This is a genomic window from Pedobacter sp. Leaf41 (assembly GCF_001422545.1).
Taxonomy (GTDB): Bacteria; Bacteroidota; Bacteroidia; order Sphingobacteriales; family Sphingobacteriaceae; genus Pedobacter.
In genome coordinates this window covers 139,474-163,032 of the sequence record NZ_LMLE01000006.1, presented here as the reverse complement: position 1 = coordinate 163,032, position 23,559 = coordinate 139,474, and the positions used below count along the sequence as shown (strand labels likewise).

Sequence of the window (23,559 nt, the reverse complement as noted above, 5' to 3'; positions counted from 1 at the left end):
GATGTTCACATTTAAATCTGCTCGTTATGAATTTTAAAAAGATATTAATTGCTGTAGATAATAGCACTTGTTCAGAAAAAGCTGCTAAAGCCGGATATGATATGGCTGAAAAGTTTGATGCTGAGGTTGCATTGGTAAACATTATTGAGCCGATCCCTGCCAATGTAAATCCCGATTTAACGTTAGCGCCTGTTTTTTTAGAAACTTACGATAACAGCGAAGAAAACAGCCATGTCTTACTGAAAGAGATGGAAACCAAATTCGGTAATGGGATAAAAACAACTTATTTGAGTGTGGTAGATACGGCCGCCCACGGAATTATTCAACAATCTGATGAGTGGGGATCTGATTTAATTGTGATAGGAACCTACGGCAGAACTGGCTTGTATCATTTTTTAATGGGAAGTGTTGCTGAGCATGTGGCAAGAAAATCTGCTTGTCCGGTATTGATTATTCCTAATAAATGCGACATTTAGGAAGACACCTTATTATGAAAAAATTCATTTACGCACCATTATTTTTCCTGTTGCTTACGTTTAATAGTTCGTATGCACAACTAAATGAGGTTAAAAGTTCGATATCGTCAAAAGAACTTTCTAAAATTGATAGTCTTTTCAAACAATATCTTGATAGCGGATGGATTAAAGGCATTACTGCAAATATTGCCGTTGATGGCAAAACAGTGTATAATAAGGCCTATGGAAACCAACTGAATCGTCCGTTTAAAACAGATGATATTTTGAGAATTGCCTCGCAAACCAAGGCCATAACCTGTGTAGCGGTGATGATGCTTTTTGACGAGGGAAAATTTACACTGGATGATCCCATTTCTAAATTTATTCCGGCATTTAAAAATCCGAAAGTGCTTGATAAGTACAATAAAAAAGATGGTAGCTATACCACGGTGCCAGCTAGACGCGAAATAACCATTAGGGATTTACTTACACACACTTCAGGTTTAGGATATGCGCAAATAGGATCGCCAGAGATGAACGCCATATACGCTAAAGCTGGTATTGAAGCTGGGTTTGTAACGAATAAAAAACTTTTAGAAACCGAAATTAATAAATTAGGAAAGCTGCCGCTCGCTTTGCAGCCTGGCGAAAAGTGGCAATACAGTCTGGCTATGGATGTTCTAGGGAGATTGGTAGAAGTAACGTCAGGTTTAAGTCTGGATCAATTTTTTAGAGAAAGAATCTTCCGCCCTTTAGAAATGAAAGATACCTACTTTGCGTTGCCCAAAGAGAAACAAGATCGATTAGCAACGGTTTACACCGAAGACGAAACTACAAAAACTGTAAAACCTTGGGTAGATGGTGCGTTTCCAGGGGCAACCGTTAACTATCCAATCAATAACAACGGCTACTTTGCTGGCGGTGCCGGTTTGGTTTCTACTTCAAAAGATTATGGTTTGTTTCTCCAAATGCTGTTAAATAATGGTGAATTAAATGGAAAAAGATTATTGTCTAAACGAAGTGTAGATTTGATGACCACAAACCAAATTGGCTCTATTCCCTTCGGCGATAACTATTTTGGCTTGGGGTTCGAAGTCATCTCTGAAAAAGGAAGTAAAAAACTTGGCCAAAGCACCGGTTCATATGGTTGGGGTGGCTTTTTTGGTTCTAATTTTTGGGTAGACCCAAAAAAGAAAATGGTTGCTCAAATTTATGTTCAACAATGGCCACTTTCTCACAGCAAGTTGAGCGAGCAATTTAAATCGCTCGTTTATCAAGCCTTTCAATAATTATAGGCACAAAAAAATCCCGAATTTCATCGGGATTTATATTCATCTTAAGCTTTAAATTTTGTGAAAATTTAAAATCGTATAGTCACAATCTTAATTCTCCTGGTGTAACCAGGCTTTTTTCGCAAGTAACTCTTCTTCCGTTTCACGAATATCCTCATCGTCTACGCAACAATCTACCGGACAAACCGCAGCACATTGTGGCTCATCATGAAAGCCTTTACACTCCGTACATTTATCAGATACAATGTAATAAACTTCATCAGAAACAGCTTCTTGCGAAGAATCAGCTTCGATTTGTTGATTACCAAAATCGATGATACCATTTAGATTTGTACCATCAGAAAAACGCCATGCAGTACCGGCATCGTAAATTGCGTTATTAGGACATTCTGGTTCGCATGCCCCACAATTTATACACTCATCTGTTATTTTAATTGCCATGTTTTCGTCTAATTCTTTTGCTTAGTTTACCTTTGCGATGCAAATATAGCACTTAATCACTTAATAATAATTCTAAATATGTCAGGTTTAACTAAAGAAAAAGTAATAATTGCCTTCAAAAAATTAGGAATAAAGCTTACAAACCCTACTGACATACTAGGAAATGCAATTTATGCTGCAGAAAACAGCAATGCCTGGTTTACCGCAGAAAATATAAAAAAGTCTTTATCCTCATTTGCAGAGATGTTAAACGAAGCTGATGTTGAGCAGTGGTTCAAAACGATCAGCTTCAGTTCATCACCGAAAAAGATTGGTTTAATCCTGGCAGGCAACATTCCTATGGTTGGTTTTCATGATGTTTTGAGTGTAATTGCTTCTGGAAATATTGCCATGATTAAGCTTTCTTCATCAGATGATAAATTAATTAAAGCAGTAATTGCTGAGTTGCTAAACATTGAACCTGCATTGGCAAGTAAAATTGAATATGTAGAACGATTAAAAGATTTCGATGCAGTTATCGCCACTGGAAGTAATAATTCATCTCGTTATTTTGATTATTATTTTGGCAAGGTGCCAAACATCATCAGAAAAAACAGAAATAGCGTTGCTGTGATTAATGGAACTGAGACAAAGGAAGATATCGAAAATTTGGGCAATGATATTTTCGACTACTTTGGTTTAGGCTGTAGAAATGTTTCAAAAATATATCTTCCTAAAGGCTACGATATTGCCAACTTTTATGAAGGCATTGAAAGCTTTCAACCCATTATTAATCATTTTAAATATAATAATAACTACGATTATAATAAATCAATCTATCTCGTAAATGCAGCGAAACATTATGATAATGGCTTTTTGTTGTTAAAAGAAGATGAAAGTTTGAGTTCTCCTTTGGCTGTTATTTTTTATGAAGAATATGATAATATTCAACAATTAGAAGAAAAATTAAGTTTGCAGACAGATAACATTCAATGTGTTGTTACAAAGGAAAGTTTGACAATTAATACATTCCCATTTGGAGAAAGTCAGCACCCTAAGCTCTGGGATTATGCTGATAATGTAAATACCGTCGAATTTCTAAATAGTTTGGTCTAACGCTTTTTTTTAGGCCTGTTTTTCAGTAAATTATTCACATATTCGTTAACGCTCATTGCCAGCGATGCTAAAACCAAATAAAATAATCTTAATTCTGCTTCTGTTTCTGAGTGGGATTAAATTATTTGGGCAAGAGTGTACCGGGGCACTGGGCGATCCGGTAATCAATTTCGATTTTGGGCGTGGCTCAGCGCTTTTTGGGCCATCGTTAGGAGGCATTACCAACTATAAATTCGTTGCTGGTACTCCCTCCGATGGAGATTATACCATTTCTAAAAACACCTTCGGTATGCTCAATCAAACGAGTGGTTGGCACCAAATTACCAATCATACACCTAACGATCCGGATGGTTATATGATGATTGTTAATGCCTCTACGAACCCTGGTATTTTTTATCAGACTAATTTACCCTCATTATGCTCAGGTACAACATACGAATTTGCCGCCTGGGCAATCAATATTTTAAACTATTCAGGAAAAAAGCCAAATCTTACTTTTCAAATTGAGACCAAAATGGGTCAGATTTTGAAGACCTATATTACTGGCGATATCTTAGATGGCCCTACACCTCAATGGATTAAATATTCTACTACATTCACAGTAGGAACAGAAACTGATCTTGTACTTAAAATCATCAACTCTGGTCCGGGTGGTGTTGGAAACGACTTGGCTTTTGATGACATTACTTTTAGAGCATGTGGTCCTGTAATTACTCAGAAGATAGACAATAGCGAAAATGTAAATGCTAATTTATGCGAAGGGCAAAGTGCTAATTATCAGTTCGAGGGCAATGTTTCTAATGATGTTTATGTTAATCCACGGTATCAGTGGCAATTGAATACCGGAAGCGGATGGAACGATATCGCAGGGCAAACAGCCACTACATACACAGCCATTTTCAATAATGCAACCGCAGGCATTTATCAATATCGTTTAGTTGCTGCAGAAGCCGACAATATAAATTCGATAATTTGCAGGGTTGCATCTCCGCCTGTTACTATTAATGTTACCGCCTACCCGATAGCAAAAGCAGACAATTCAGGCCCCGTTTGTATGGGCGAAACTATCCAGTTAAATGCATCTGGCGGAACATCCTACAGCTGGAAAGGACCAAATTTTTCTTCAACTGATAAAAACCCAACCATCTCAAAAGCCACCAAAGCGGTGGCCGGAGATTACGTTGTAACCGTAACCACCAATGGTTGTACAAGCACAGCCACAACATCCGTTTCTGTGCTTGATCAACTATCAGTTTCTACCAACATTTCAGAAGCTACCCTTTGCGAGGGAAATTCCATCGCACTTTTAGCTTCGGGTGGAACAGCCTATAAGTGGACTCCAATAGCTGGACTCACTGATCCAACCATTCCAAACCCCATTGCCTCTCCCAACGAAAACACCGTTTACCGTGTCGAGGTTTCAAACGGCAGATGTGTAGATTATGCCGACATCAACATCTCTGTAATAAAAAAGGCTGTTGCCGATGCCGGAAAAGATGTAAAAATCCTTACCGGACGATCAACTAAACTTAACGGAAAGATTAAAGGTGATTATGACTATTTTTACTGGACACCAAGTGATTACTTAGACGATCCACTAAGTTTAAGTCCAACAGCAACACCTCCAACTGATATTATTTATACCTTAACCGCTGTACCTAAGTTTGGTTGCTCAACCGGGAGTGACGATGTATTGATAAAAGTTTATCCAAAAATCGTAATCTCCAATACCTTTTCGCCAAATGGCGATGGAATAAATGATATTTGGGAGATTCCAGCAGCTTACGCCTTTCCGAATCCTCTTGTCAAAATTATTAACAGAAACGGACAATTGGTTTACCAGAGCACCGGCCCGTTTAAACCCTGGGATGGAAAATTAAATGGAAAAGATCTTCCCTCTGCTGTATATTATTACACCATCTACTTTAATAGTGACTTCCGAACCTTTAGCGGCTGGATCAATCTGATTAGATAAAAAGCCATTCTTGCTTTCGCTTATCGTTTTGAAATGCTATTTTTGAGCACAATGTATATCGTTAAAGTTAAAGGCATCGCCAAAATTCCAGATTACGTACAATTACGAGATGATAAGTTTACCTTATTGGCTTACTTTAGGGTAGATCGTCCAGATAAATCTTTGGAAAAACTGGGTTTGGGCGATAAACAAGAGTACATTATGAAAATGGTTAAAGATTTGCCTTTTGGGCAAATTGCTAAATTAGAAATATAAAATGGCAGGACACGCAGTAATTCATTTAAGCAATGTTGATGTTTTTCAACAGAAACACTTAGTACTCTCAAACGTAAATTTACACATCGAAAAAGATGAATTTATTTTCTTAATCGGTCAAACAGGTTCGGGTAAAAGTAGCTTACTGAAAATTTTATATGGCGATTTACACATTGGCAACGGCGAGGGAAATATTGCCGGTTTCGATTTAAAAAATTTAAAAGAAAGTCAGGTGCCGTTTTTACGCAGAAAATTAGGTGTAGTTTTTCAAGATTTTCAGTTGTTAACGGATAGAACCATAGAAAAGAATCTGGAGTTTGTTTTAAAAGCCACAGGTTGGAATGATCAAAAACTAATTGACGAGCGCATTAAAGATGTTTTAGATAAAGTGGGTTTACGTTCGAAGATAAAGAAAATGCCACACGAAATTTCTGGAGGCGAGCAGCAACGGATTGTAATTGCAAGAGCTTTACTTAACGACCCGGAAATTATTTTGGCCGATGAGCCAACTGGAAATTTAGACCCAGAAACTTCAGAAGAAATTGTAACACTTTTAAAGCAAATTAGCCAGGGCGGAACTGCGGTTTTAATGGCTACCCACGATTACCATATTATCCGCACTTTTCCATCCCGTATTATTAAATGCGAAAATGGAGTGGTGCTCGAAGGCGCACAAATAGCCTAATGATTTTAGAGTTTAGATTTACGATTTTTGATCCGGCACCTGCCGTAAGAATTTTAGGTTTGGTTATTGCAAAATCAAATCTATAAAAACCGTCGTTTGGAATCACAAACTTAAGTCCATCCATTTTGATTTCTGCCAAATGGTAAATCAAAAATCTACAATCGTATTTCTTCTGTCAATCTGTTCAGATAAAGCCACATAAATCTGACAGCTTGGCTGATTTACGTTTATGGCAAAATAGTTGAGATTAACACAAAAAAATTCAGCCTAGTATTATGTTTAATAAGAAGAAAAATAACGATAAAGAAGAAAATATAATGAATCCTGAAAATTCATCAGAAAATGCTGCTGAGAATGCAGAAAATACTGATGCCACTATAAAAGAAACTGAACAAGCGCCAGAATTATCTGTAGAAGAAAAATTGCAAGCTGAGGTGCAACAACTTAACGATAAATACTTGCGTTTATATGCCGAGTTTGATAACTACAAACGCCGTACTCAAAAAGAACGCGTTGAGTTACTACAAACTGCTGGTAAAGATGTAATTGTATCATTATTACCTGTTTTGGATGATTTTGATCGGGCGTTAAAAGCGATGGAAACTGCTGCAGATGTTGCACCAGTTAAAGAAGGAATTCTATTGGTGAGCACTAAATTGAAAAATACATTATCTCAAAAAGGTTTAAAAGATGTGGAAAGCATCAATCAGCCATTTGATACAGATTTTCACGAGGCAATTACCAATATTCCTGCACCTACCGAAGATTTAAAGGGAAAAGTGATCGATGAAGTTGAAAAAGGTTATACATTAAATGATAATGTAATTCGCTTCGCTAAAGTTGTAGTTGGAGCGTAAATTAATTATTGAATGTTAGAATGTGAAGGATTGAATGATTATACATTCTATCACTCGATCATTCAAAATTCAATCATTTTAAAAAGAAGATGAGTAAAAGAGATTATTACGACGTATTAGGCGTTAGCAAAAGTTCGGCTGCGGACGAGATAAAGAAAGCCTATCGCAAGATGGCTATTAAATATCACCCAGATAAAAACCCTGGCGATAAAGCTGCTGAAGATAAGTTTAAAGAAGCAGCCGAAGCTTACGAAGTGCTAAGTAGCCCAGAAAAAAAGCAACGCTATGATCAATTTGGGCATGCGGGTGTTGGCGGTGCCAGTGGCGGCGGTTATGGTGGCGGCGGAATGAACATGGATGACATCTTTAGTAATTTTGGAGATGTTTTTGGTGGTCATAATCCTTTCGAAAGCTTTTTTGGCGGTGGTGGCGGTGGCCAGCAACGCGGCGGCCGCAGGGTAGCTAAAGGTTCTAACCTGCGTATTAAAGTTAAGTTAACCCTTGAAGAGATTGCCCATGGTGCAGAGAAGAAAATCAAGGTTAACAAATTAATCGTTTGTAAAACTTGCGATGGCTCTGGAGCAAAAGACAAATCATCAGTAAGTACTTGCGGTACTTGTGGAGGTAGCGGACAAGTGCGTAGGGTAACCAATACCATTTTGGGCCAAATGCAAACCGCCTCTACCTGCCCTACTTGTAATGGTAGCGGTCAACAAATTACGGCAAAATGTAATGTTTGCCACGGCGATGGCGTTGTACGTGGCGAAGAAACCATCACCATTAACATTCCTGCTGGTGTGAGCGAAGGCATGCAGTTAAGCATGAGTGGAAAAGGTAATGCAGCACCAAATGGCGGTATCCCTGGAGACTTGATTATTTTAATTGAAGAAATTCCTCACGAAACATTAAAACGCGAAGGAAATAACATAGTTTACGATTTACATTTAAGTTTTGTTGATGCTGCTTTGGGCATGAGCCTTGAAGTGCCAACAATTGATGGAAAAGCGAAAATCAAAATCGAACCTGGAACGCAGAGCGGAAAATTATTACGCTTAAAAGGAAAAGGTTTACCAGAAGTAAACTCCTATCATAGAGGCGACGAAATTATTCACATCAACATTTGGACACCTAAAGCTTTAAGTAGCGATGAACGCAGTGCACTTGAGAAATTACGTGAATCTCCAAATTTCAAGCCGCAACCCGGCAAAAACGATAAAAGCTTCTTCGAAAGAATGAAAGAATATTTTGAGTAATTAATTATCGATAGAACATAAAAAAAAACCGATGGCTCTCGCTATCGGTTTTTTCATTTTCAGGTACCCCAACTAGTCAACAAAACTGTTGTAACTAGTGCGCATATATTCGTGCTTTCTAATTAAATTTTCTGTATCATTTTCTGTTATTTTACCAGATGTTGCAGCATCCCTCATCACCTTTTTGGTTTCTATTAAAAACTCTTTAAAGCTTTCGTTAAAACGCTTGAAAGAATCATCCTTACCTGGAAACTTAGCCGCATTTGGGGCATCCATTTCGGTATGTTTTTTGTTTTGTGCTTCCAATGCGGTGTACGCAGTCTTTATTTTAGCTTCATCAACTTTATAATTTTTCGATTCCAAAATTAGTTTATTAAAATCAGCTACCGCTTTACGGTCGTCTTTCATCGCAAAAATATATTCTTTAAGTGGATGCGTTTTCAAAATAATTCGTTCTGCATCATCACCAATTACTTCTAATTTCGTTAATAACTGATCATCATATTTGTAATAAGTTTTACTCATTGCATAAATAGAATCAACAAGCGCTTTGCCTTTTACACCTTTATCATCTTTGAAATCTTCTGCTTTAATATAGTCGTCAAGCGACTTATACGTATTCTTCATTTTTTCAAATGATTCATTGAGTGCTAATACATTATCCTTAAAAAACTTCTGATCTTCACCGCTTAAAACTTTTGGTGGTGTTTCAGGTTTCATGGTTGATTTGCTAAAATGCGGAACGGAAAAAGGTGTTATAATACCTATAAACGCATATTGATTATTAGGTTGTTCCAGTCCTCTGGCAATGCGTTGCACATTGCTCTCCATGCTTTTCAAGTAGGTATTGTTTTTATCTGTGTAAGCGACTAAAACGTTGTTATATTCTACTATTTGATTGGCCTCATCATTACTGGCCTCGGCATATTCGGTTTTAGCATTCTCAACTTTTTTATCCCCGCCTTTACATGCAGAGAATGAAATCGCTGTTGCGACAATTAGTAGTTTGATAGGTAGTTTCATCTTTCGCTTTTGTTTATATCTGATTTATTAATTAAATGACAGTTGTTTTTAAATAAATGCTTAACAATGATAGCTTCGGGATGTTTGTTGAAACAAATGCTTTGTTTGAGGGATGACTAATCAAAACTAAATTTTATTCGCCTTTAAACGAAATTTATTTTCACTTTAAAATTATTTTTACTAATTATTTTAGTAATTTTAATTATGGAAAATTTGTTTTTGGTATGTTTAATCCCTCCGAAAGACGTTGTGGACGATATCCATGATTTAAGAAATTTTATTTCTGAAAAATTTACAGTTTTCGAATCTCTTAAACGCCCTGTACACCTAACTTTATATGATCCGGTGAGGATAACCTCACTTTCGCAAGAGGAAAATTTTTTCAGCGCACTAAATAATGCCTCCTATTCCGAGTCGTTTGATCAGATATTACTGAATTTCAATTCCTTTCCAGAACATACATTTTACATTGATGCAGAACAGAATCAAGGCATTATCAATTTGAAAAAACAAATAGATGAAGAACTTAAGCCGATGAAATTAGTTGAAAAAAATAGGCTGAAATTTAAGCCACACGTAACATTAGCATTTAGAGACTTAAAGCCAGAAGTTTACCGGGAACTTATTACTGAGTTTAAGGATCGTAAGTTTAAAAGGAAATTTTTAGTTTCAGCGTTTTCAGTTTATAAACATGATGGCAAAACATGGCAGGCCTTTAAAGAAATTCCATTTAAATCTCCATCAGAAAAGCCAAAACCACTAACACTTTTTGGTTGATTAAAAAGGCATACCGATACCAAAATTATACTGAACAAATCGATAAGTATCTGGAGTATGCGTTAAATTATATTGTTCCTTAAACGCTTTTGAACCCGAAAACATTTTGCCGATTACCCATTGATCGCCACTCCCAAATTGTGGATCTTTTAATTTCAAACCTACATCAAACCTGAAAACAAAATACTGAACATCGTAACGCAGACCAAAACCAGTACCGATAGCCACTTGTTTAGCTAGTCTACTCAATTTGAAAACGGTCAATTCATCTAATTCGGTAACTTGCTGACTAATCGATTCCCCTAAACGAACATTCCAGATATTACCAGCATCTAAAAATGCTGCTCCTCTTAAGGTTGCCCCAAAAAACTTTTTCGCCAGTGTAAAGCGATACTCAAAATTGGTTTCAAGGCGCATTGTTCCCAATTGATCTAATCCAAACAACGCCTTTCTTAATGTCTCTGAGCCAATAACTTCTCTGTTGTAATTACCAGGGCCTACAGTTCTAGCCTGCCAAGCCCTTAAACCACTAGATCCACCAGCAAAAAACTGTTTCTCGAACGGAATACCTGTTAAAATAGAATTCCCGTAAGAATAGGCAATTCCAGTATTTAGGCGAGCAATAAATTGCCTTTCGCCTCCGAGGTGTTTATACCATCTTAAATCTACCTCTGGCCTAACGTATTGGTTAAAAGGCAAACCGAGGATACGTGCAGGGTTATCATTGGCTGGGTCGCTATCCGATCCACCAAGCTTGGAAATGCCTTGCAAAAGGTTGCCAGCGATATCAATATTTGCCCTTAAATAAAAGAATGTTCGCAATTGGTTTAACTTATCGGCATTTAAGGTATAACTGTACTTCATCCCTAAAGTTAAATCCTGACGCCTTAACAAGGTTGCATAATAAAGATTATTTGCAACTTCATTTACATCCAAACTATCGCTTAAATTACCAAAACGATATTCGAAATTTAAAGGCGTAAAGGAATGCAGTTTTGATTTCGTTTCAAACCAATCATAAGTGATCGAGTTGATAAAAATATTCCTTACAGAAACATCTTTCTGCAAGGCATAAATATAACTGGAAGAAAATGTAGTATGCGGCATACCATTCCCCCCCAATACCGGATTGTAAAACGGAATAATTAGGCGTGGAACGGTAATACTTGCACTAACAGAGAAATCGCGTTGATAAATATCTCTAAATGGAGATGCACCATTTCCTATCCGAGATTGTAATCCACCTTTTACCTGAAACTCAAATCGCTCTGCGCCCCTAAATAAATTATTATTAGTATAAGTATTACTGATATTAATGCCCACCGTACCACCATTAAAAGGCACTTCACCCTCTATCCTATTGCTCATCACCTTTTGGGGCGTAACCATGATAATTGGATTTATTTTATTGCCCGTGCTATCGCGATTGAAATAATCGATTTTAACATTTTTGAAAATATTCAATTCGTACAAACGATCGTAAGTTAAATTTTCATTTCTAATGTCGTAAAGTTCGCCCTGTTTTAAGAAATCATAGCGAAGAATAGGGGTTTTCCTATATCTTTTCGATAAATCGGTAAATGAAACACCGCCAGTAGTATCTCTGTTTACGTAATTACGCAACGAATCTGGAAAACCATCCGGACTAGGTGCAATAATCATATAGGTTGTGCCGATTTTGTACTGTTTGTGCGGCCCCGTGGCTGGGTTGGTAATATTTAAACGCAAATTTACTCTTTGTGGCTGTTCGGTTTCAATCACATCAAAATTTACATAAGGACGTAAGAAATAGAAGTAACCATTCTCTTTCATCACCCGGTAAATCTGTTCACGTTCATACGTTAACGAATCTACATCATAGCGCATACCAGGATGTAAACGCGTAAAACTCGATTTATTTCTATCATAAACATCCTTAACTGATTTACTAAAGATGGAGTCGCTCATTTTTGCTACATACGATGCCTTACCCTGGTTTGCCTTGAAATCAATTTCTGCTTTCTTGTTTTCTACTTTAATTTCAGCGGCAACCTTTGCATCGAAATAACCTTTACCCGTCAAAAATTTCTGAATCTGATTTCTTGATATTTCTACCAGTGCACTATCCAAAATTGCTGGAGGCGTACCAAAGGGTTTGATGTTATTGGTTTTATAACGGCCATCTTTAGTATTAAACAAATTGTATAGCGGTACGTTGATGCTAAAAGCCGATGGCGGACGAATATCTTTTTGAACATAATTATAAGCCTGCTCCTCAAATTGCGCATCTACACTATCAATTGTAACCTTTTTCACAATTGATTGATAATCGGGAATATACTTTGTGGAAGAACAGCTCTGAATTAAAACAATAATAAATAGTAATATTGCAGTGCTTTTCAGTTTTATATTTATCAAGTATTGGTATGCTTTCAAAGTCTCAAATTAGTTTTATAAAGTCATTGCATCAAAAAAAATATCGTAAAGAGCACCGTTTATTTTTGGTTGAAGGCATAAAATCAATTCAAGAATTTATCCATTCGAGCTACCAAATCCACAGCATATTTTACAACAGCGAACAATCCAATTTGTTACCCAAATTGCCTGCAAATATAAACTTATTTGAAGTAAACAACGTTGAATTAGGTAAGATTAGTACTTTGCAAACGCCACAAGGTTTTTTGGCGATTTTACATATGCCGAAAGACCGAAAAATAAATCCAAAATCGTTGCAAAATCAATTTACATTGGTGTTGGATGGCGTTCAAGACCCAGGTAATATGGGTACCATTATTAGAACTGCAGATTGGTTCGGCTTTGATAAGATTATTTGTTCTGAAGATACCGTAGAGGCTTTCAATCCTAAAACTGTACAAGCCACGATGGGCTCTTTGGCCCGGGTTGAAATTTATTACGAAAACCTTCCATTATTTTTAGAATACAATAATTTGCCAGTTTTTGGTGCTTTGCTGGATGGCGAATCTATTTACAAAACCAATTGGGGCAGCGAAGGCTTGATTGTGTTAGGCAATGAAGGGAAAGGAATTTCTAGTGAGGTGATCAGTAAAATAAATAAGCCAGTAACCATACCGCGAATTGGAGCAGCCGAATCTTTAAATGTAGCAGTAAGTGCAGCAATTTTTTGCGCTGAATTAGTGCGGGTTAAAAATTAAGACTTATAATAATTAAGATATTATTTGCGCACTAATTAATAATTGCTATTTTTGCAACCTTGAATTTCAAGGTCGAGTGGCCGAGTGGCTAGGCAGAGGTCTGCAAAACCTTCTACAGCGGTTCGAATCCGCTCTCGACCTCCATTTGTACAAATAAAATAATTAAAAGGTTATTACCATGGCAGTTACCAGATTAAAAAGAAAAGACAGAAGGAATAAAAATACAGCTCACCAAGAGGTAGCATTTTTAAAAAGAGCAACTAACATTGAGTTAGGAAGTCGCTCTGCTCAACCTAAAAACGATCAATTAGCTAAAAACAACGCTGTTTTAGCTGGTTTAGCAAAATAGTTTTTAGCGAGTTTTCTCGAAAACATTTAAAGCATCTTTCTGATCAAAGGATGCTTTTTTTATGCAGTATAATTTTTGTTAAAAATCAAGTGGGCTTTGAACCCTCTGCTTTGCAACATCGGTAATGTGGGTATAAATTTGCGTCGTATTTAAACTATTATGTCCGAGAAGTTATTGAATGTACCTAATATCCGTTCCATTTTTAACAAATGGGTAGCGAAACTATGGCGCAAAATGTGTGGTGAAACTTTCTTGGTAATTTTGGCTGCAGCTTCTTTCAAAACTATTTGCACACTTCGAGGCGAATATTGTAAACCAGATTGCCCTTCGAATAAATACAGCTTAGGGCGACATAATTTGAAATAATCCCTCAACAACGGCAGCACAGTTGGTGGCAGCATCACCTGCCGATCTTTCTTACCCTTTGCCTGATAGAGATTAATTACCCCATTTTTTGAATCAATATTATTGATTTCTAAATTAATTAATTCGCTCAATCTTAAGCCACAACCATATAATAAACTTAAAATCGCCTTATGTTTCAGGTTCTCAAGTAAGCCAAGTGCACAGCTGCAGTTTTAGATACTTTAGATAATGACATATTGGCAAATAACACTTGAGTCAGAATGGGTCGCTTACAGTCGGGAGCATATGATAATTTCGATAAAAAATATCCATTCCGTATAAAACTGTATCAACTAATTAATGGATAGTATTAAAACAGTGTTGAAAAAACCAATGTTGGTTGGAATAATACAAAAGAATGTTTTCACTATTTGAGGCCACTGAAAAACTAAAAATCTCTGACGACTCTGGATTTTTAGCAATTGTAAAACTACTAAAGCAGAATCCGCCAGAATTGAAAGCCGACGTGATGTGCAATTGCCGGTAAATACTTCCATTATCAAATTCCTGATTCTCTACTTTAAAATGAGATTCCGCAATCGTTCTTCATGCTCGTCTCCCCAGTTACCCAAAGCAGAAATTACAGGAATTAAGGTTTCCCCAAAATCTGTTAAACTGTATTCGACTTTTGGAGGAACAACAGGATAAATAACTTTTGAAATTAATTCGTGTTCTTCCAATTCTTTTAACTGAATATTTAGAACCCTGCGTGAAGCCTCTGGTATTTTCCTTTGCAATTCACTGGGACGTTTATGTCCTTGTTCAATAAACCAAAGCAAACGAATTTTCCACTTGCCATAAAGCACCTCACCAATTAAATCAAGGCCACAATTTAGGTTCAATGGAATTTTTCTGTCTTTCATAAAGCAAACTTAGTTCAATGTTCCAAATTGTACAATAGGGGAAAAATTTAACCCTATGCAATTCGATATTCCGTACTTGTTCAAACCTTTTGTATACGCCAATTTTGCCCATAAATAATTATACAATGGAACAATTTAATTTTAGCAATGAATTATCGGGCAAAATTGCCTTGGTAACAGGAGGCACAAAAGGAGCTGGAGAAGCGATAGCGGAAAGGCTTTTACAAGCTGGCGCAACCGTTATTATTACAGCACGAAATGCACCTGAAAAAGAAAACAACAATTTGCATTTCATTTCTTCCGATTTGAGCAAGGCAGAAGATTCACAAAAAGTAGTCAACGAAGTACTTTCTACTTATGGCAGGCTCGACATTTTAGTCAACAACCTTGGTTCTTCGGTAACGCCTGCTGGTGGTTTTGCTGCATTAAAAGATGAAGATTGGGAATCGACGCTGCAAGCTAACTTGCTTGCTCCTGTACGATTAGACAGAGGATTTTTACCACAAATGATTGAACAAAAAAGTGGAGTCATTATTCATATCGCCTCTACACAAGGCAAACTACCATTATACGATTCTACTTTGCCTTATGCAGCTTCAAAAGCAGCATTGATAAATTACAGTAAAAGCTTATCAAACGAAGTGACGCCAAAAGGAGTTCGAGTACTCACTGTATCACCAGGATGGATCAATACTACAGCATCAAAAGCATGGCTGGGTGAAATTGCGAGAAATGCAAATAGCAGCATAGAAGAAGCTCAACAAGGTGTTATGGATGCCTTAGGTGGGATACCGTTTGGCAGACCTGCAGAATCAGAAGAAGTAGCGGAATTTGTTGGCTTTTTGGTTTCACCAAGAGCTAATTATTTAACAGGAACCAATTTTGTAATCGACGGGGGAACAGTACCCACAATTTAATAATCTAAAAGAACAAATATATGAGCTTACCAAAAGTAATTATCGATTTAGTAACAGCGCAAAACAATTTTGATAGCATAGCTTATGCCAATTGTTTTAATGAAACAGCCGTAGTTTTTGACGAGGGCAAAACGCACGATGGAAGAAAAGAAATAGAAAATTGGATTGAAAAAGCCAATAAAGATTATCAAGCGACAATGAAACCCATTGAATATCTAAATGCCGATCAAATATTAAAAACTGAAGTCTCAGGTAACTTCCCCGGAAGTCCTATTGTTTTGGACTATCACCTGGAAATAAAAGACGGTTTAATCCAATATTTAAAAATTACTGGTTAATTAAAAATTTAAGTGCCAGCCAAATTGAACAATTCAATCATTAATCGATATCTATTCTTTTCTCAAATCTGCTAAATTGATTCACTCATTCTAGCGGTAGTTTTGGAAAAGATTTTTAAAACCAATAACAATTGGTTATCATCGAATTCACTACATGGCCAAGCGAATTATAATTCACCTGCCATTTAAATTAATTAAGCATTATTTTGAGCAACCAATTAGATAGTGCTATGATGTACAAATTGATTACCCTGGCTTCAACTGCTTTAAGTTTGCTATCAAACGTTTCTCCTGCAGAGAATAATTATAACGCAAACCTATCGGATGGCGCTGTTCGAAACACTATAGGCAGATCACAAATCGCAAGAAACCAACTTAATATCTTTAGGGTGGTTGCCATGGGAGACAAAAACCCAAAAGCTTTCATTTCCGTTTCTGATATTTATAACGACACTTTAGCCATACCGTCAACTTACGTTAACAATCAAAAAAACATTTCATTCGATAAACTGAAGTACTTCGAGCTGCAAACAGCTTACCGTAAAAAACTGCTCAAAGGAATGCTTCTAAAAGAAACGGATACCGTATTTATGTACGATTATAAACTGAATCAACTGACTAAAACCCCAGTTATTCGATTAAAAGCTGTTGCGCACTTAACGCCCTACGCGGATAAAGGTGAGCAAATTACGATATGGGATTACATGATTGGTTTTGAAATTGGAGACAAGCTTTTAAGAAAATCGGGTTCAAATTACTATGAAAATCTACTAGTCTATATCGGTAGCAATAATCCGTTCTTGCCGGGGAAAATGCAATTGGTAAAATGGAAAGAAATCAATAAAAAACAATTCCCTATTTCAAATCACAATACGTTAACTAAGGGCGATAAAGAAGCCTATTACAGTTTTTCAGGTGGTTCAGTTATCTATTATATTAAAGATATTTTAACCGACGGAACTATAACCGAGAGGGATTTTATTGCAATCAGCACGAAAGATAAAGTGGTTTTGAAAAATGAGAAATTTACAAATAGTGAAGGATCATCAATAGCTCCTCTAAATTTTGTGGCTGGAAATAAAGAAGAAAATCAATGGGCAGGTTACCTGTTTAAAAACAAACCAGGTGTTATTTTTGGTTTCGAGTACCATTCTTTTGGTTGCCCAAGCATTATTGTATTAAACAAAGCCTCTGGTAATATCGCCATTAACTGCGACAACCGACATTAAGTATTACAGTTTTTTACGTACTCACCCAAAATGTGGAAAAAAGCGCTCCCACTCCCATTTTCAAATATTCAACAGAATGGAACGAATATAAAATAAAGGTCTACGGATAATAACAACGTCTTATTCTTCTAGCATCAAGATGTATTTTTAGTTAGTTAATTTACATACACCAATTAAACTAAAAGACATGAGCACCACACTAATTATCGTTCTTGTTGCCATGGTGGCTATATACGGAGGCATTTTCTATTTTATGCAGATAAAAAAGAAGAAGCAATCAGAGATGTTTCTCAACACAAATTTTAGCGCAGAAATGAATAAAGCCGCCATTTATAAAAACAACTTTTTAAATGGAGAACTTTCCTTTATTAGTGAACAGATGGAAGGCAAAATGATTGATGCCTTTAATTATGCCAGCCTAAATTACACGACGAAAGATTCCATCAAAGATAGCGTGAAAGATAGCTTAAAGGGAATGGCAACGTTAGGAACAGTTAGATTTCATTCCGTTCAAACCCCGAAATATCTGGTTTTAAGCGGAGATGATTTACACCTCTTTGATACAGATACTGATGGAGAAATCTCCAGCCATTTTGTTTTTAAACCTGCTCGTTTGCTGGTCTCGTCAATTACCGAGCTTCCGCTTGAAGGGACAATAAAAGCATATGCCAGGCAAAAAGGAGATCAAGTTAAAGCTTTTAGAATTTCCTTGGCTACAGACGAAAGTCCGATAGAGCTTATCCTATTTTCTGCATTGTTGTTCAGCTATCCTAACACGGGTTTAAGTGCTTTTTCATTGAACGTACAAAAAAACCTTGAAGAAATTATTATTGGCAATGATTTCCTTAAAAAGTTGGGCGATCGTTATCCAAATCTAAGGGTATCGGGTCTAGTGGCTTAACATATTTAAAATCTTTGATTTCTAAAGTCCACCTCGATTAGATGTTAAATTAGCCTTCGTTGGCTATTCGTTCTTAAATCAATCAACGCAAAAAGACATGAAAATAATAAAGCTTATCACATTAATGAACTTAGTAATCGTCTTTGCTTCTTGCAACGGACAACAAGCAAAATCAAATCACCAGAATAACCAGCTCTCAACAGATACCGTGAATCAGTTCGTGATAGGAGGTTACATGATCATGCCCAAACTAAAAGAGGTTCGGGCTTATAAAATGATTGGTGGTGCAAATTGGGATGGCTACACTTTTGAGAAAGATCCAAAAATTGATTATGATAAGACAACTTTACTTGCCATTGGGAACAGCATTTTTTTTAAAGAATACTTCCCTTTCAAATTTGATTTAGACAAGCTAAAAATCATTCTACGTGATGAGTTTTACTTCCTCTCTAGAGACGACAAAAATATCTATTATACATCTGAACGAATTAAGGCTGTTAAAGTTGACATTTCAAATTTCACTGCTGTTAATGATTTTGTTTATAAATCCAAAACAGATGGAAACCTGTATTTCCTTGATATCAAATCCTATGCGCTCGCTCCGGTTGCCATACCAGTTGATGAGCCATCTTTGAAACATATTGCAGCAAATTATTTTTATGATAAAAACGGATTATATTTCTTTGGCGACCATTCTAAAATTAATTCAAAAGGCTATTATGACGACCATGTAGATAAATCGGAGAAGCTGATGGATGGAAGCAATATAGTGCCAGTGATTTCTAAAAAATACTTTTCTTACAACAACCAAGTTTTCGCGATTGACGATAACTCCATCAAGAAGCTAAATATAGATCAGCGTAAAATAATCGAAATTAAAATTAACGATACAGAATCATTTATTACGGATGGAAAATCGATATACAGTGATTTAAATTACGGCTATGATGATAGTGGACGTAACGAAAAAGGCTATTATGGTATTTGGTATCCCAGCCTTTACTCCAACATTAATCTTCAAAAGATTTTCTCTCCTTTCCTATATTTCCAAAAAGAAGGTAAGGCCGTAGTCTTCAATAAGTACGATCCAAATACCTCAACAGGATTACTTGTTAAAATTGACAATAAAAATTATTTATTGACAGATAAAAAGAAAATGGAAATAGAGCATGTACTATTTTACAATCCAGAAACTAAAAAAAATGAGGTTTTTGAAGAAAAGTATATCAAAACGTATGCTTTAGACGGGTTTATGCAATATAAGGACAAGCTATACTTTAACGGAATGCCTGTTGAAACTTCAAAGCTGAAAATGGAGAAGTTAAGGCAAATTCCAAACAGTAATTACCTTACTGATGGCGAATCAATTATATATTTAGGTAATATTGGGGGCTATCGCAGTGTAACGAAGGGCCGTGTGGAATATGCTGTTTTTGATGATTTAATTTTAAAAAACGTTTTTACAGATAAAATGAAAGCTGTGAATCCTGATTTGATCACGGATGGTATTTCTTTAATCAGCAGGGCGCAAATAGTGAAGATAAAAGATCTGCATCTAAACGTCAAGATTCTGGAATAATCATCTGCAAAGTTTGATTACTTCTTTCATTACTGCCGCTAAACACCGGAAGGTTTAAGAAAAATCTTGTCCTAAAGCGCAACTATCTAAAGTTTCAGATCTCAAATTTTAATTTTATAAGTTCTGATCTCAGTAACGAATAATAGGTGAACCCCGACAGATTCTAAACTAGATCTTGCGAATCCTAATTAAATTAATTCTGATAAGTGCCAACGCTTATCTTATGCAATGTAAATTGAATTAAAAAAATCCCTTAAACATGAGTGCAATAAAAACGTTATTACTGCTTTGTTTTACTTTCTTATTGATAAGTTGTAGTTCGCAGGAAAAGGAAAGCTACTGGAAAGTGAATGACATTTACAGAGAAAATAAGGAACCATTTAGGGGGCTTAACGGCGACCTGATGCAAGAGGTAGTAGATTATAATTTCCACTTTATAAAGCGAAATGATAGCCTGTTTTTTGAACTTCCCGAAAAATTCACAATCGACATAAAAAAACTCAAAAATTTCCGTCAGCTCCAAATTCCTAATAAAGACTATTATGAAATTTATGCAAACGAGTTTGATGGCGATGCTTTCAAAATCAAATTTAAAGATAATGCCACCCTGTCGGATTCGAAAAATACGATTTTAGAATTTACGAAGCTCAGTAAGGAAAAATACGTTAAAAGTATTAATGACGCAGTCCTTCGTCAAAAAGAAATGCAAAAAAAGGTTGAAAATTTGAAGCTTGAGCTAGTCAAAAACCCCCAAATTGTTCTCAACCCGATAACTAAACTACCGCAAAAAACAGATACCTTAATAAATAATCAGGGAAGGGAAATTCTCATTAAAACTCCGAAAGAAATTGAGATTAAAGAATCAGGAGACTTAAAAAATCAGGTTTTTGGGAACATCAAAATTGGAACTCTAAAAGATCGCTCTATTATTTATGATCTCCACCATAAAGAGAATGATTTTGGGTTGAAGCAACTTACCATCTGGATGTCGACAGATACAACAGCTTTTAATATGGATAGCTTTTTGGCGAGACAGCCCAATATCTTAACTTATAAACGTGACAAAAATAGTGTTGTCGGTTATGAAATTGTATTTGATGAAAGTAGCAATCAGGCAGTTGTACAATCTTTGTTCTGTTTAAAATATTATCAGATAGAAAACACACATATTTTCATTTATGGCGATGCATATCGATCGCAAATGAAAAATGTGGACAATAAAACGGAGATGAACAAGATTTTGAATTTTAATTATTTGCTCTCTGAAAATATCTCCATTGCTCAATAACATTTTAAACCCACTATTAAAGCCTAAAGTTTAATTTTTAAATCCAAAATCTATAAATGATGAATTCGCAAACTATAGAAATTATCGAGGCCAATATTCCCGTCGTATGGGGAGATCATTAAGAGATCATAATAACCAAACCAACTAAACTTTATCGCCATGAGCAATCCATTATTAGAACCTATTCACGGGGTAAGCATCCAAGATTATGCGGCAATTTCAGCAAAAATGGCTTCTGGAATTGATGTCAAAGACATTTGCAAACTAATAGGTATCGAACCTGCAGTTTTTGAATAAGCCTCGGCAATTTGGATTACGAGGATGCAGGAAGACCACACATTTGAAGTAACCACGGAATTTGGAAAATATTTCGGAGAGGCCGATCAGCATCCAAAACTCGGAGCTCTACAGGCATCACTTATAGAGGAAGGTGCAATAAACCTGGAAAAAATGAAGACAGACCGCTATTTTTATGAAGAATTAAATGGTGCCAGGCAAGCCGCTTATGAATATGGTATTTATGGGGCGCAATGGATCGAAGAAAAATTTGGAATTAACCTGGGCGACTTCCAGGCCGTAGCCTTGCAATGGATGCCGATCACAAATGATGAGCCTTTTGAAACTTTAGACTTGTTCAATAAATATCGAGAAGAAAAGCAAAAGGAATATGCGGCAATTTTTGCCTCAGAACAAGGGGGTAATCTTGCGGATGATATGGAATTTTAAACCAAGCCGCATAATTACTTAGCAATTTTATGCATGCTTGAAATTCGAACACGGATTCGAATAGCTTTTTATGATTCAACTTTTGAAAACTAAAAGCAATATATTTTTTCCGTTTTTTCCTATTTTTATCCTTCGGAAAAACTGGAAAAATGCAAGAAAATCCATCTCATAACGAAAAAATTGCCAGGTTAACTTTTGCGGGGGTATATCCACACTATGTAACCAAAGTGGAAAGCAAAGGCAGAACGGAACAAGAACTAAAACAAGTGATAGAATGGTTAACTGGATTTAATGAGCACAAACAACAGGAGCTTGTCGACCGAAAAGTGACCTTTGAAACTTTTTTCGAGCAGGCTAAACTGAATATTAATGCAGAAAAAATTACAGGTGTAATTTGCGGCTATCGCATTGAGGAGATTGAAAACCCGTTAACTAGGCAAGTAAGATATTTAGACAAGCTGGTTGATGAACTGGCAAAAGGCAAAAAGATGGAGAAAATATTAAGAGTATAATCCCCATGGATCTTTTAATAACCCTACTTAACCAAACTTTTGCAAATTGATTTGATTAGTCCGGGACCTTCGTAAATAAAACCCGTATAAAGCTGAACCAAACAGGCACCAGCGTCCAATTTATCCTGGGCATCTTTTGGGGAATGGATTCCGCCAACCCCAATAATCGGGAAAGCTTTATTCGATTTTTCTGAAAGATAGCGAATCACTTCCGTAGAACGCTCTTTAACCGGTTTACCACTTAGGCCGCCCATTTCTGCGGCTAAAGTTTTTTCGGTGGCCAAATTTTCACGGCTAATAGTTGTATTGGTAGCGATAATGCCGGCTATTTTTGTTTCTGCTACAATTTCAATAATATCATCGAGTTGTGCATCTGTTAAATCAGGTGCAATTTTTAGTAAAATTGGTCGAGAGATATCGTTTTTTCTATTTCGTTGCTGCAGTGTATTCAAAATATTTTTCAGCGGTTCTTTTTCTTGCAGTTCTCGCAACCCTGGAGTATTTGGGGAACTTACATTAACTACAAAATAATCTACCACATCAAATAGTCGGTCAAAACATTTAATGTAATCACTTACGGCATCTTCATTCGGCGTTGCTTTGTTTTTACCGATGTTTCCACCCACAACTATATCCGGATGTTTGTCTTTAAGCAATCGCAAACGCTCTGCCATTACATCAACGCCCTTATTATTGAAACCCATTCTATTGATTAAGGCTTCATCATTTGGCAAACGAAACATGCGTGGTTTATCGTTACCTGGCTGTGGCATTGGCGTTACTGTACCTACTTCGATAAAACCAAAACCTAGGTTGCTTAGCGCCTCCACATACTCACCATTTTTATCAAAACCCGCAGCTAAACCTACGGGATTTCTAAATTTTATACCGAAAACCTCCTTCTCCAAACCTCTTATATGAACATCGAAACTGCTGCGAATGATGGTTTTACCCAAAGGAAACTTATCATTAAACCACTTTAATCGCTTAACAACGAAATAATGAACATTTTCGGGGTCAAACTTGAAGAAAATTGGTTTAATAAGGCGATACATGCCACGAAGATAAATAAAATATGGAAAATGGAAGGTAATGGAAGATGGAAAATGTTAGATGCTTAATATAAAAGGATTGCAACTTAAGTAGCGATTGGTACCTGTTCGCAAATCGTCAGTTGAAATTACATTATTGT

The 23,559-nt window shown here is 36.3% G+C and carries 26 protein-coding genes and 1 tRNA gene; 21 read left to right on the top strand and 6 right to left on the bottom strand.

Features of this window, described 5'->3' with window-relative positions:
* Nucleotides 1-26: 26 nt before the first annotated feature.
* Together ASE92_RS07950 and ASE92_RS07945 are read left to right on the top strand one after the other, a co-directional pair.
* The gene (locus tag ASE92_RS07950; RefSeq protein WP_056849575.1) at nt 27-476 is read left to right on the top strand and encodes a universal stress protein; all 450 of its coding nucleotides are present in this window, start codon (nt 27-29) and stop codon (nt 474-476) included.
* A gap of 14 nt (nt 477-490) precedes the next feature.
* The gene (locus ASE92_RS07945) at nt 491-1,744 is read left to right on the top strand and encodes a serine hydrolase (RefSeq protein WP_056849574.1); all 1,254 of its coding nucleotides are present in this window, start codon (nt 491-493) and stop codon (nt 1,742-1,744) included.
* A 93-nt stretch (nt 1,745-1,837) separates the two neighbouring features.
* Here ASE92_RS07945 and ASE92_RS07940 read toward each other — a convergent pair whose 3' ends face one another.
* Nucleotides 1,838-2,188: a 4Fe-4S dicluster domain-containing protein gene (locus ASE92_RS07940; RefSeq protein ID WP_056849573.1), complete on the bottom strand. Its 351-nt coding sequence runs from the start codon at nt 2,186-2,188 to the stop codon at nt 1,838-1,840.
* A gap of 78 nt (nt 2,189-2,266) precedes the next feature.
* On the opposite strand from ASE92_RS07940, the gene ASE92_RS07935 reads away from it, so the two are divergent.
* The 6 genes from ASE92_RS07935 to dnaJ all read left to right on the top strand — a co-directional run bounded on the left by ASE92_RS07935 (nt 2,267) and on the right by dnaJ (nt 8,308).
* Nucleotides 2,267-3,283 carry an acyl-CoA reductase gene (locus ASE92_RS07935; protein ID WP_056849572.1) on the top strand — a complete coding sequence of 339 codons (1,017 nt, stop codon included), beginning with the start codon at nt 2,267-2,269 and terminating at the stop codon, nt 3,281-3,283.
* Nucleotides 3,284-3,347: 64 nt separating this feature from the next.
* Nucleotides 3,348-5,258, top strand: coding sequence for a gliding motility-associated C-terminal domain-containing protein (locus ASE92_RS07930; RefSeq protein WP_056849571.1), 1,911 nt, complete (start codon nt 3,348-3,350; stop codon nt 5,256-5,258).
* A gap of 51 nt (nt 5,259-5,309) precedes the next feature.
* Nucleotides 5,310-5,513 (top strand): hypothetical protein, encoded by a 204-nt coding sequence (locus ASE92_RS07925; protein ID WP_056849570.1) that lies wholly within the window; start codon nt 5,310-5,312, stop codon nt 5,511-5,513.
* 1 nt (nt 5,514) lies between these two features.
* Nucleotides 5,515-6,198, top strand: a complete 684-nt coding sequence (locus ASE92_RS07920; protein ID WP_056849569.1) for a cell division ATP-binding protein FtsE — start codon at nt 5,515-5,517, stop codon at nt 6,196-6,198.
* Between the two features lie 275 nt (nt 6,199-6,473).
* Complete coding sequence (locus ASE92_RS07915) at nt 6,474-7,055, top strand: nucleotide exchange factor GrpE (protein ID WP_056849568.1); 582 nt, start codon at nt 6,474-6,476, stop codon at nt 7,053-7,055.
* Between the two features lie 89 nt (nt 7,056-7,144).
* Entirely contained in the window at nt 7,145-8,308 is a 1,164-nt protein-coding gene (dnaJ, locus tag ASE92_RS07910) for a molecular chaperone DnaJ (RefSeq protein ID WP_056849567.1), read from the top strand.
* 72 nt (nt 8,309-8,380) lie between these two features.
* Here the strand turns inward: dnaJ and ASE92_RS07905 are convergent, their stop codons facing one another.
* The gene (locus ASE92_RS07905) at nt 8,381-9,331 is read right to left on the bottom strand and encodes a DUF3829 domain-containing protein (protein WP_056849566.1); all 951 of its coding nucleotides are present in this window, start codon (nt 9,329-9,331) and stop codon (nt 8,381-8,383) included.
* 204 nt (nt 9,332-9,535) lie between these two features.
* Here ASE92_RS07905 and ASE92_RS07900 point away from each other — a divergent pair, with 204 nt between their 5' ends.
* Nucleotides 9,536-10,108, top strand: a complete 573-nt coding sequence (locus ASE92_RS07900; protein WP_056849565.1) for a 2'-5' RNA ligase family protein — start codon at nt 9,536-9,538, stop codon at nt 10,106-10,108.
* On the opposite strand, the gene ASE92_RS07895 is transcribed toward ASE92_RS07900, so the two are convergent.
* Entirely contained in the window at nt 10,109-12,403 is a 2,295-nt protein-coding gene (locus ASE92_RS07895) for a BamA/TamA family outer membrane protein (protein WP_235527317.1), read from the bottom strand. It lies immediately after the preceding gene.
* Between the two features lie 110 nt (nt 12,404-12,513).
* Between ASE92_RS07895 and ASE92_RS07890 the strand changes: the two genes are divergently transcribed.
* The 3 genes from ASE92_RS07890 to ASE92_RS07880 all read left to right on the top strand — a co-directional run bounded on the left by ASE92_RS07890 (nt 12,514) and on the right by ASE92_RS07880 (nt 13,609).
* On the top strand, nt 12,514-13,260 hold the full coding sequence (locus tag ASE92_RS07890; RefSeq protein WP_056849563.1) for an RNA methyltransferase: 747 nt from the start codon (nt 12,514-12,516) through the stop codon (nt 13,258-13,260).
* 70 nt (nt 13,261-13,330) lie between these two features.
* Nucleotides 13,331-13,404, top strand: a tRNA-Cys gene (locus tag ASE92_RS07885).
* Between the two features lie 34 nt (nt 13,405-13,438).
* A complete protein-coding gene (locus ASE92_RS07880) occupies nt 13,439-13,609 on the top strand; it encodes a hypothetical protein (protein ID WP_010602219.1) in 171 nt (56 codons plus the stop codon).
* Between the two features lie 149 nt (nt 13,610-13,758).
* Here the strand turns inward: ASE92_RS07880 and ASE92_RS07875 are convergent, their stop codons facing one another.
* Together ASE92_RS07875 and ASE92_RS07870 are read right to left on the bottom strand one after the other, a co-directional pair.
* Entirely contained in the window at nt 13,759-14,154 is a 396-nt protein-coding gene (locus ASE92_RS07875) for a tyrosine-type recombinase/integrase (protein WP_082454975.1), read from the bottom strand.
* Nucleotides 14,155-14,529: 375 nt separating this feature from the next.
* Nucleotides 14,530-14,877 (bottom strand): helix-turn-helix domain-containing protein, encoded by a 348-nt coding sequence (locus ASE92_RS07870; protein ID WP_056849561.1) that lies wholly within the window; start codon nt 14,875-14,877, stop codon nt 14,530-14,532.
* Nucleotides 14,878-15,002: 125 nt separating this feature from the next.
* Here ASE92_RS07870 and ASE92_RS07865 point away from each other — a divergent pair, with 125 nt between their 5' ends.
* The 9 genes from ASE92_RS07865 (at nt 15,003) to ASE92_RS07830 (ending at nt 22,367) form a co-directional block, all read left to right on the top strand.
* Entirely contained in the window at nt 15,003-15,794 is a 792-nt protein-coding gene (locus ASE92_RS07865) for an SDR family oxidoreductase (protein ID WP_056849560.1), read from the top strand.
* Between the two features lie 20 nt (nt 15,795-15,814).
* Nucleotides 15,815-16,132: a hypothetical protein gene (locus tag ASE92_RS07860; protein ID WP_056849559.1), complete on the top strand. Its 318-nt coding sequence runs from the start codon at nt 15,815-15,817 to the stop codon at nt 16,130-16,132.
* 206 nt (nt 16,133-16,338) lie between these two features.
* The gene (locus ASE92_RS07855; RefSeq protein ID WP_157255689.1) at nt 16,339-17,361 is read left to right on the top strand and encodes a hypothetical protein; all 1,023 of its coding nucleotides are present in this window, start codon (nt 16,339-16,341) and stop codon (nt 17,359-17,361) included.
* A gap of 187 nt (nt 17,362-17,548) precedes the next feature.
* Nucleotides 17,549-18,262 (top strand): hypothetical protein, encoded by a 714-nt coding sequence (locus ASE92_RS07850; RefSeq protein ID WP_056849557.1) that lies wholly within the window; start codon nt 17,549-17,551, stop codon nt 18,260-18,262.
* Nucleotides 18,263-18,359: 97 nt separating this feature from the next.
* Nucleotides 18,360-19,841: a hypothetical protein gene (locus tag ASE92_RS07845; protein WP_056849556.1), complete on the top strand. Its 1,482-nt coding sequence runs from the start codon at nt 18,360-18,362 to the stop codon at nt 19,839-19,841.
* A gap of 259 nt (nt 19,842-20,100) precedes the next feature.
* Nucleotides 20,101-21,129, top strand: coding sequence for a hypothetical protein (locus ASE92_RS07840; protein WP_056849555.1), 1,029 nt, complete (start codon nt 20,101-20,103; stop codon nt 21,127-21,129).
* 159 nt (nt 21,130-21,288) lie between these two features.
* Nucleotides 21,289-21,426: a hypothetical protein gene (locus ASE92_RS21355; protein WP_200926372.1), complete on the top strand. Its 138-nt coding sequence runs from the start codon at nt 21,289-21,291 to the stop codon at nt 21,424-21,426.
* A gap of 9 nt (nt 21,427-21,435) precedes the next feature.
* A complete protein-coding gene (locus ASE92_RS07835; RefSeq protein ID WP_369817408.1) occupies nt 21,436-21,855 on the top strand; it encodes a DUF6620 family protein in 420 nt (139 codons plus the stop codon).
* Nucleotides 21,856-22,004: 149 nt separating this feature from the next.
* On the top strand, nt 22,005-22,367 hold the full coding sequence (locus ASE92_RS07830; protein ID WP_056849554.1) for a DUF2200 domain-containing protein: 363 nt from the start codon (nt 22,005-22,007) through the stop codon (nt 22,365-22,367).
* A 23-nt stretch (nt 22,368-22,390) separates the two neighbouring features.
* On the opposite strand, the gene ASE92_RS07825 is transcribed toward ASE92_RS07830, so the two are convergent.
* Nucleotides 22,391-23,422, bottom strand: a complete 1,032-nt coding sequence (locus ASE92_RS07825; RefSeq protein ID WP_056849553.1) for a quinone-dependent dihydroorotate dehydrogenase — start codon at nt 23,420-23,422, stop codon at nt 22,391-22,393.
* Nucleotides 23,423-23,559: the final 137 nt, after the last annotated feature.

Coding starts and splice junctions, on each gene's coding strand:
- ASE92_RS07950 (WP_056849575.1), top strand. CDS start 27: ATGAATTTTAAAAAGATATTAATTGCTGTAGATAATAGCACTTGTTCA.
- ASE92_RS07945 (WP_056849574.1), top strand. CDS start 491: ATGAAAAAATTCATTTACGCACCATTATTTTTCCTGTTGCTTACGTTT.
- ASE92_RS07940 (WP_056849573.1), bottom strand. CDS start 2,188: ATGGCAATTAAAATAACAGATGAGTGTATAAATTGTGGGGCATGCGAA.
- ASE92_RS07935 (WP_056849572.1), top strand. CDS start 2,267: ATGTCAGGTTTAACTAAAGAAAAAGTAATAATTGCCTTCAAAAAATTA.
- ASE92_RS07930 (WP_056849571.1), top strand. CDS start 3,348: ATGCTAAAACCAAATAAAATAATCTTAATTCTGCTTCTGTTTCTGAGT.
- ASE92_RS07925 (WP_056849570.1), top strand. CDS start 5,310: ATGTATATCGTTAAAGTTAAAGGCATCGCCAAAATTCCAGATTACGTA.
- ASE92_RS07920 (WP_056849569.1), top strand. CDS start 5,515: ATGGCAGGACACGCAGTAATTCATTTAAGCAATGTTGATGTTTTTCAA.
- ASE92_RS07915 (WP_056849568.1), top strand. CDS start 6,474: ATGTTTAATAAGAAGAAAAATAACGATAAAGAAGAAAATATAATGAAT.
- dnaJ (WP_056849567.1), top strand. CDS start 7,145: ATGAGTAAAAGAGATTATTACGACGTATTAGGCGTTAGCAAAAGTTCG.
- ASE92_RS07905 (WP_056849566.1), bottom strand. CDS start 9,331: ATGAAACTACCTATCAAACTACTAATTGTCGCAACAGCGATTTCATTC.
- ASE92_RS07900 (WP_056849565.1), top strand. CDS start 9,536: ATGGAAAATTTGTTTTTGGTATGTTTAATCCCTCCGAAAGACGTTGTG.
- ASE92_RS07890 (WP_056849563.1), top strand. CDS start 12,514: ATGCTTTCAAAGTCTCAAATTAGTTTTATAAAGTCATTGCATCAAAAA.
- ASE92_RS07880 (WP_010602219.1), top strand. CDS start 13,439: ATGGCAGTTACCAGATTAAAAAGAAAAGACAGAAGGAATAAAAATACA.
- ASE92_RS07870 (WP_056849561.1), bottom strand. CDS start 14,877: ATGAAAGACAGAAAAATTCCATTGAACCTAAATTGTGGCCTTGATTTA.
- ASE92_RS07865 (WP_056849560.1), top strand. CDS start 15,003: ATGGAACAATTTAATTTTAGCAATGAATTATCGGGCAAAATTGCCTTG.
- ASE92_RS07860 (WP_056849559.1), top strand. CDS start 15,815: ATGAGCTTACCAAAAGTAATTATCGATTTAGTAACAGCGCAAAACAAT.
- ASE92_RS07850 (WP_056849557.1), top strand. CDS start 17,549: ATGAGCACCACACTAATTATCGTTCTTGTTGCCATGGTGGCTATATAC.
- ASE92_RS07845 (WP_056849556.1), top strand. CDS start 18,360: ATGAAAATAATAAAGCTTATCACATTAATGAACTTAGTAATCGTCTTT.
- ASE92_RS07840 (WP_056849555.1), top strand. CDS start 20,101: ATGAGTGCAATAAAAACGTTATTACTGCTTTGTTTTACTTTCTTATTG.
- ASE92_RS21355 (WP_200926372.1), top strand. CDS start 21,289: ATGAGCAATCCATTATTAGAACCTATTCACGGGGTAAGCATCCAAGAT.
- ASE92_RS07830 (WP_056849554.1), top strand. CDS start 22,005: ATGCAAGAAAATCCATCTCATAACGAAAAAATTGCCAGGTTAACTTTT.
- ASE92_RS07825 (WP_056849553.1), bottom strand. CDS start 23,422: ATGTATCGCCTTATTAAACCAATTTTCTTCAAGTTTGACCCCGAAAAT.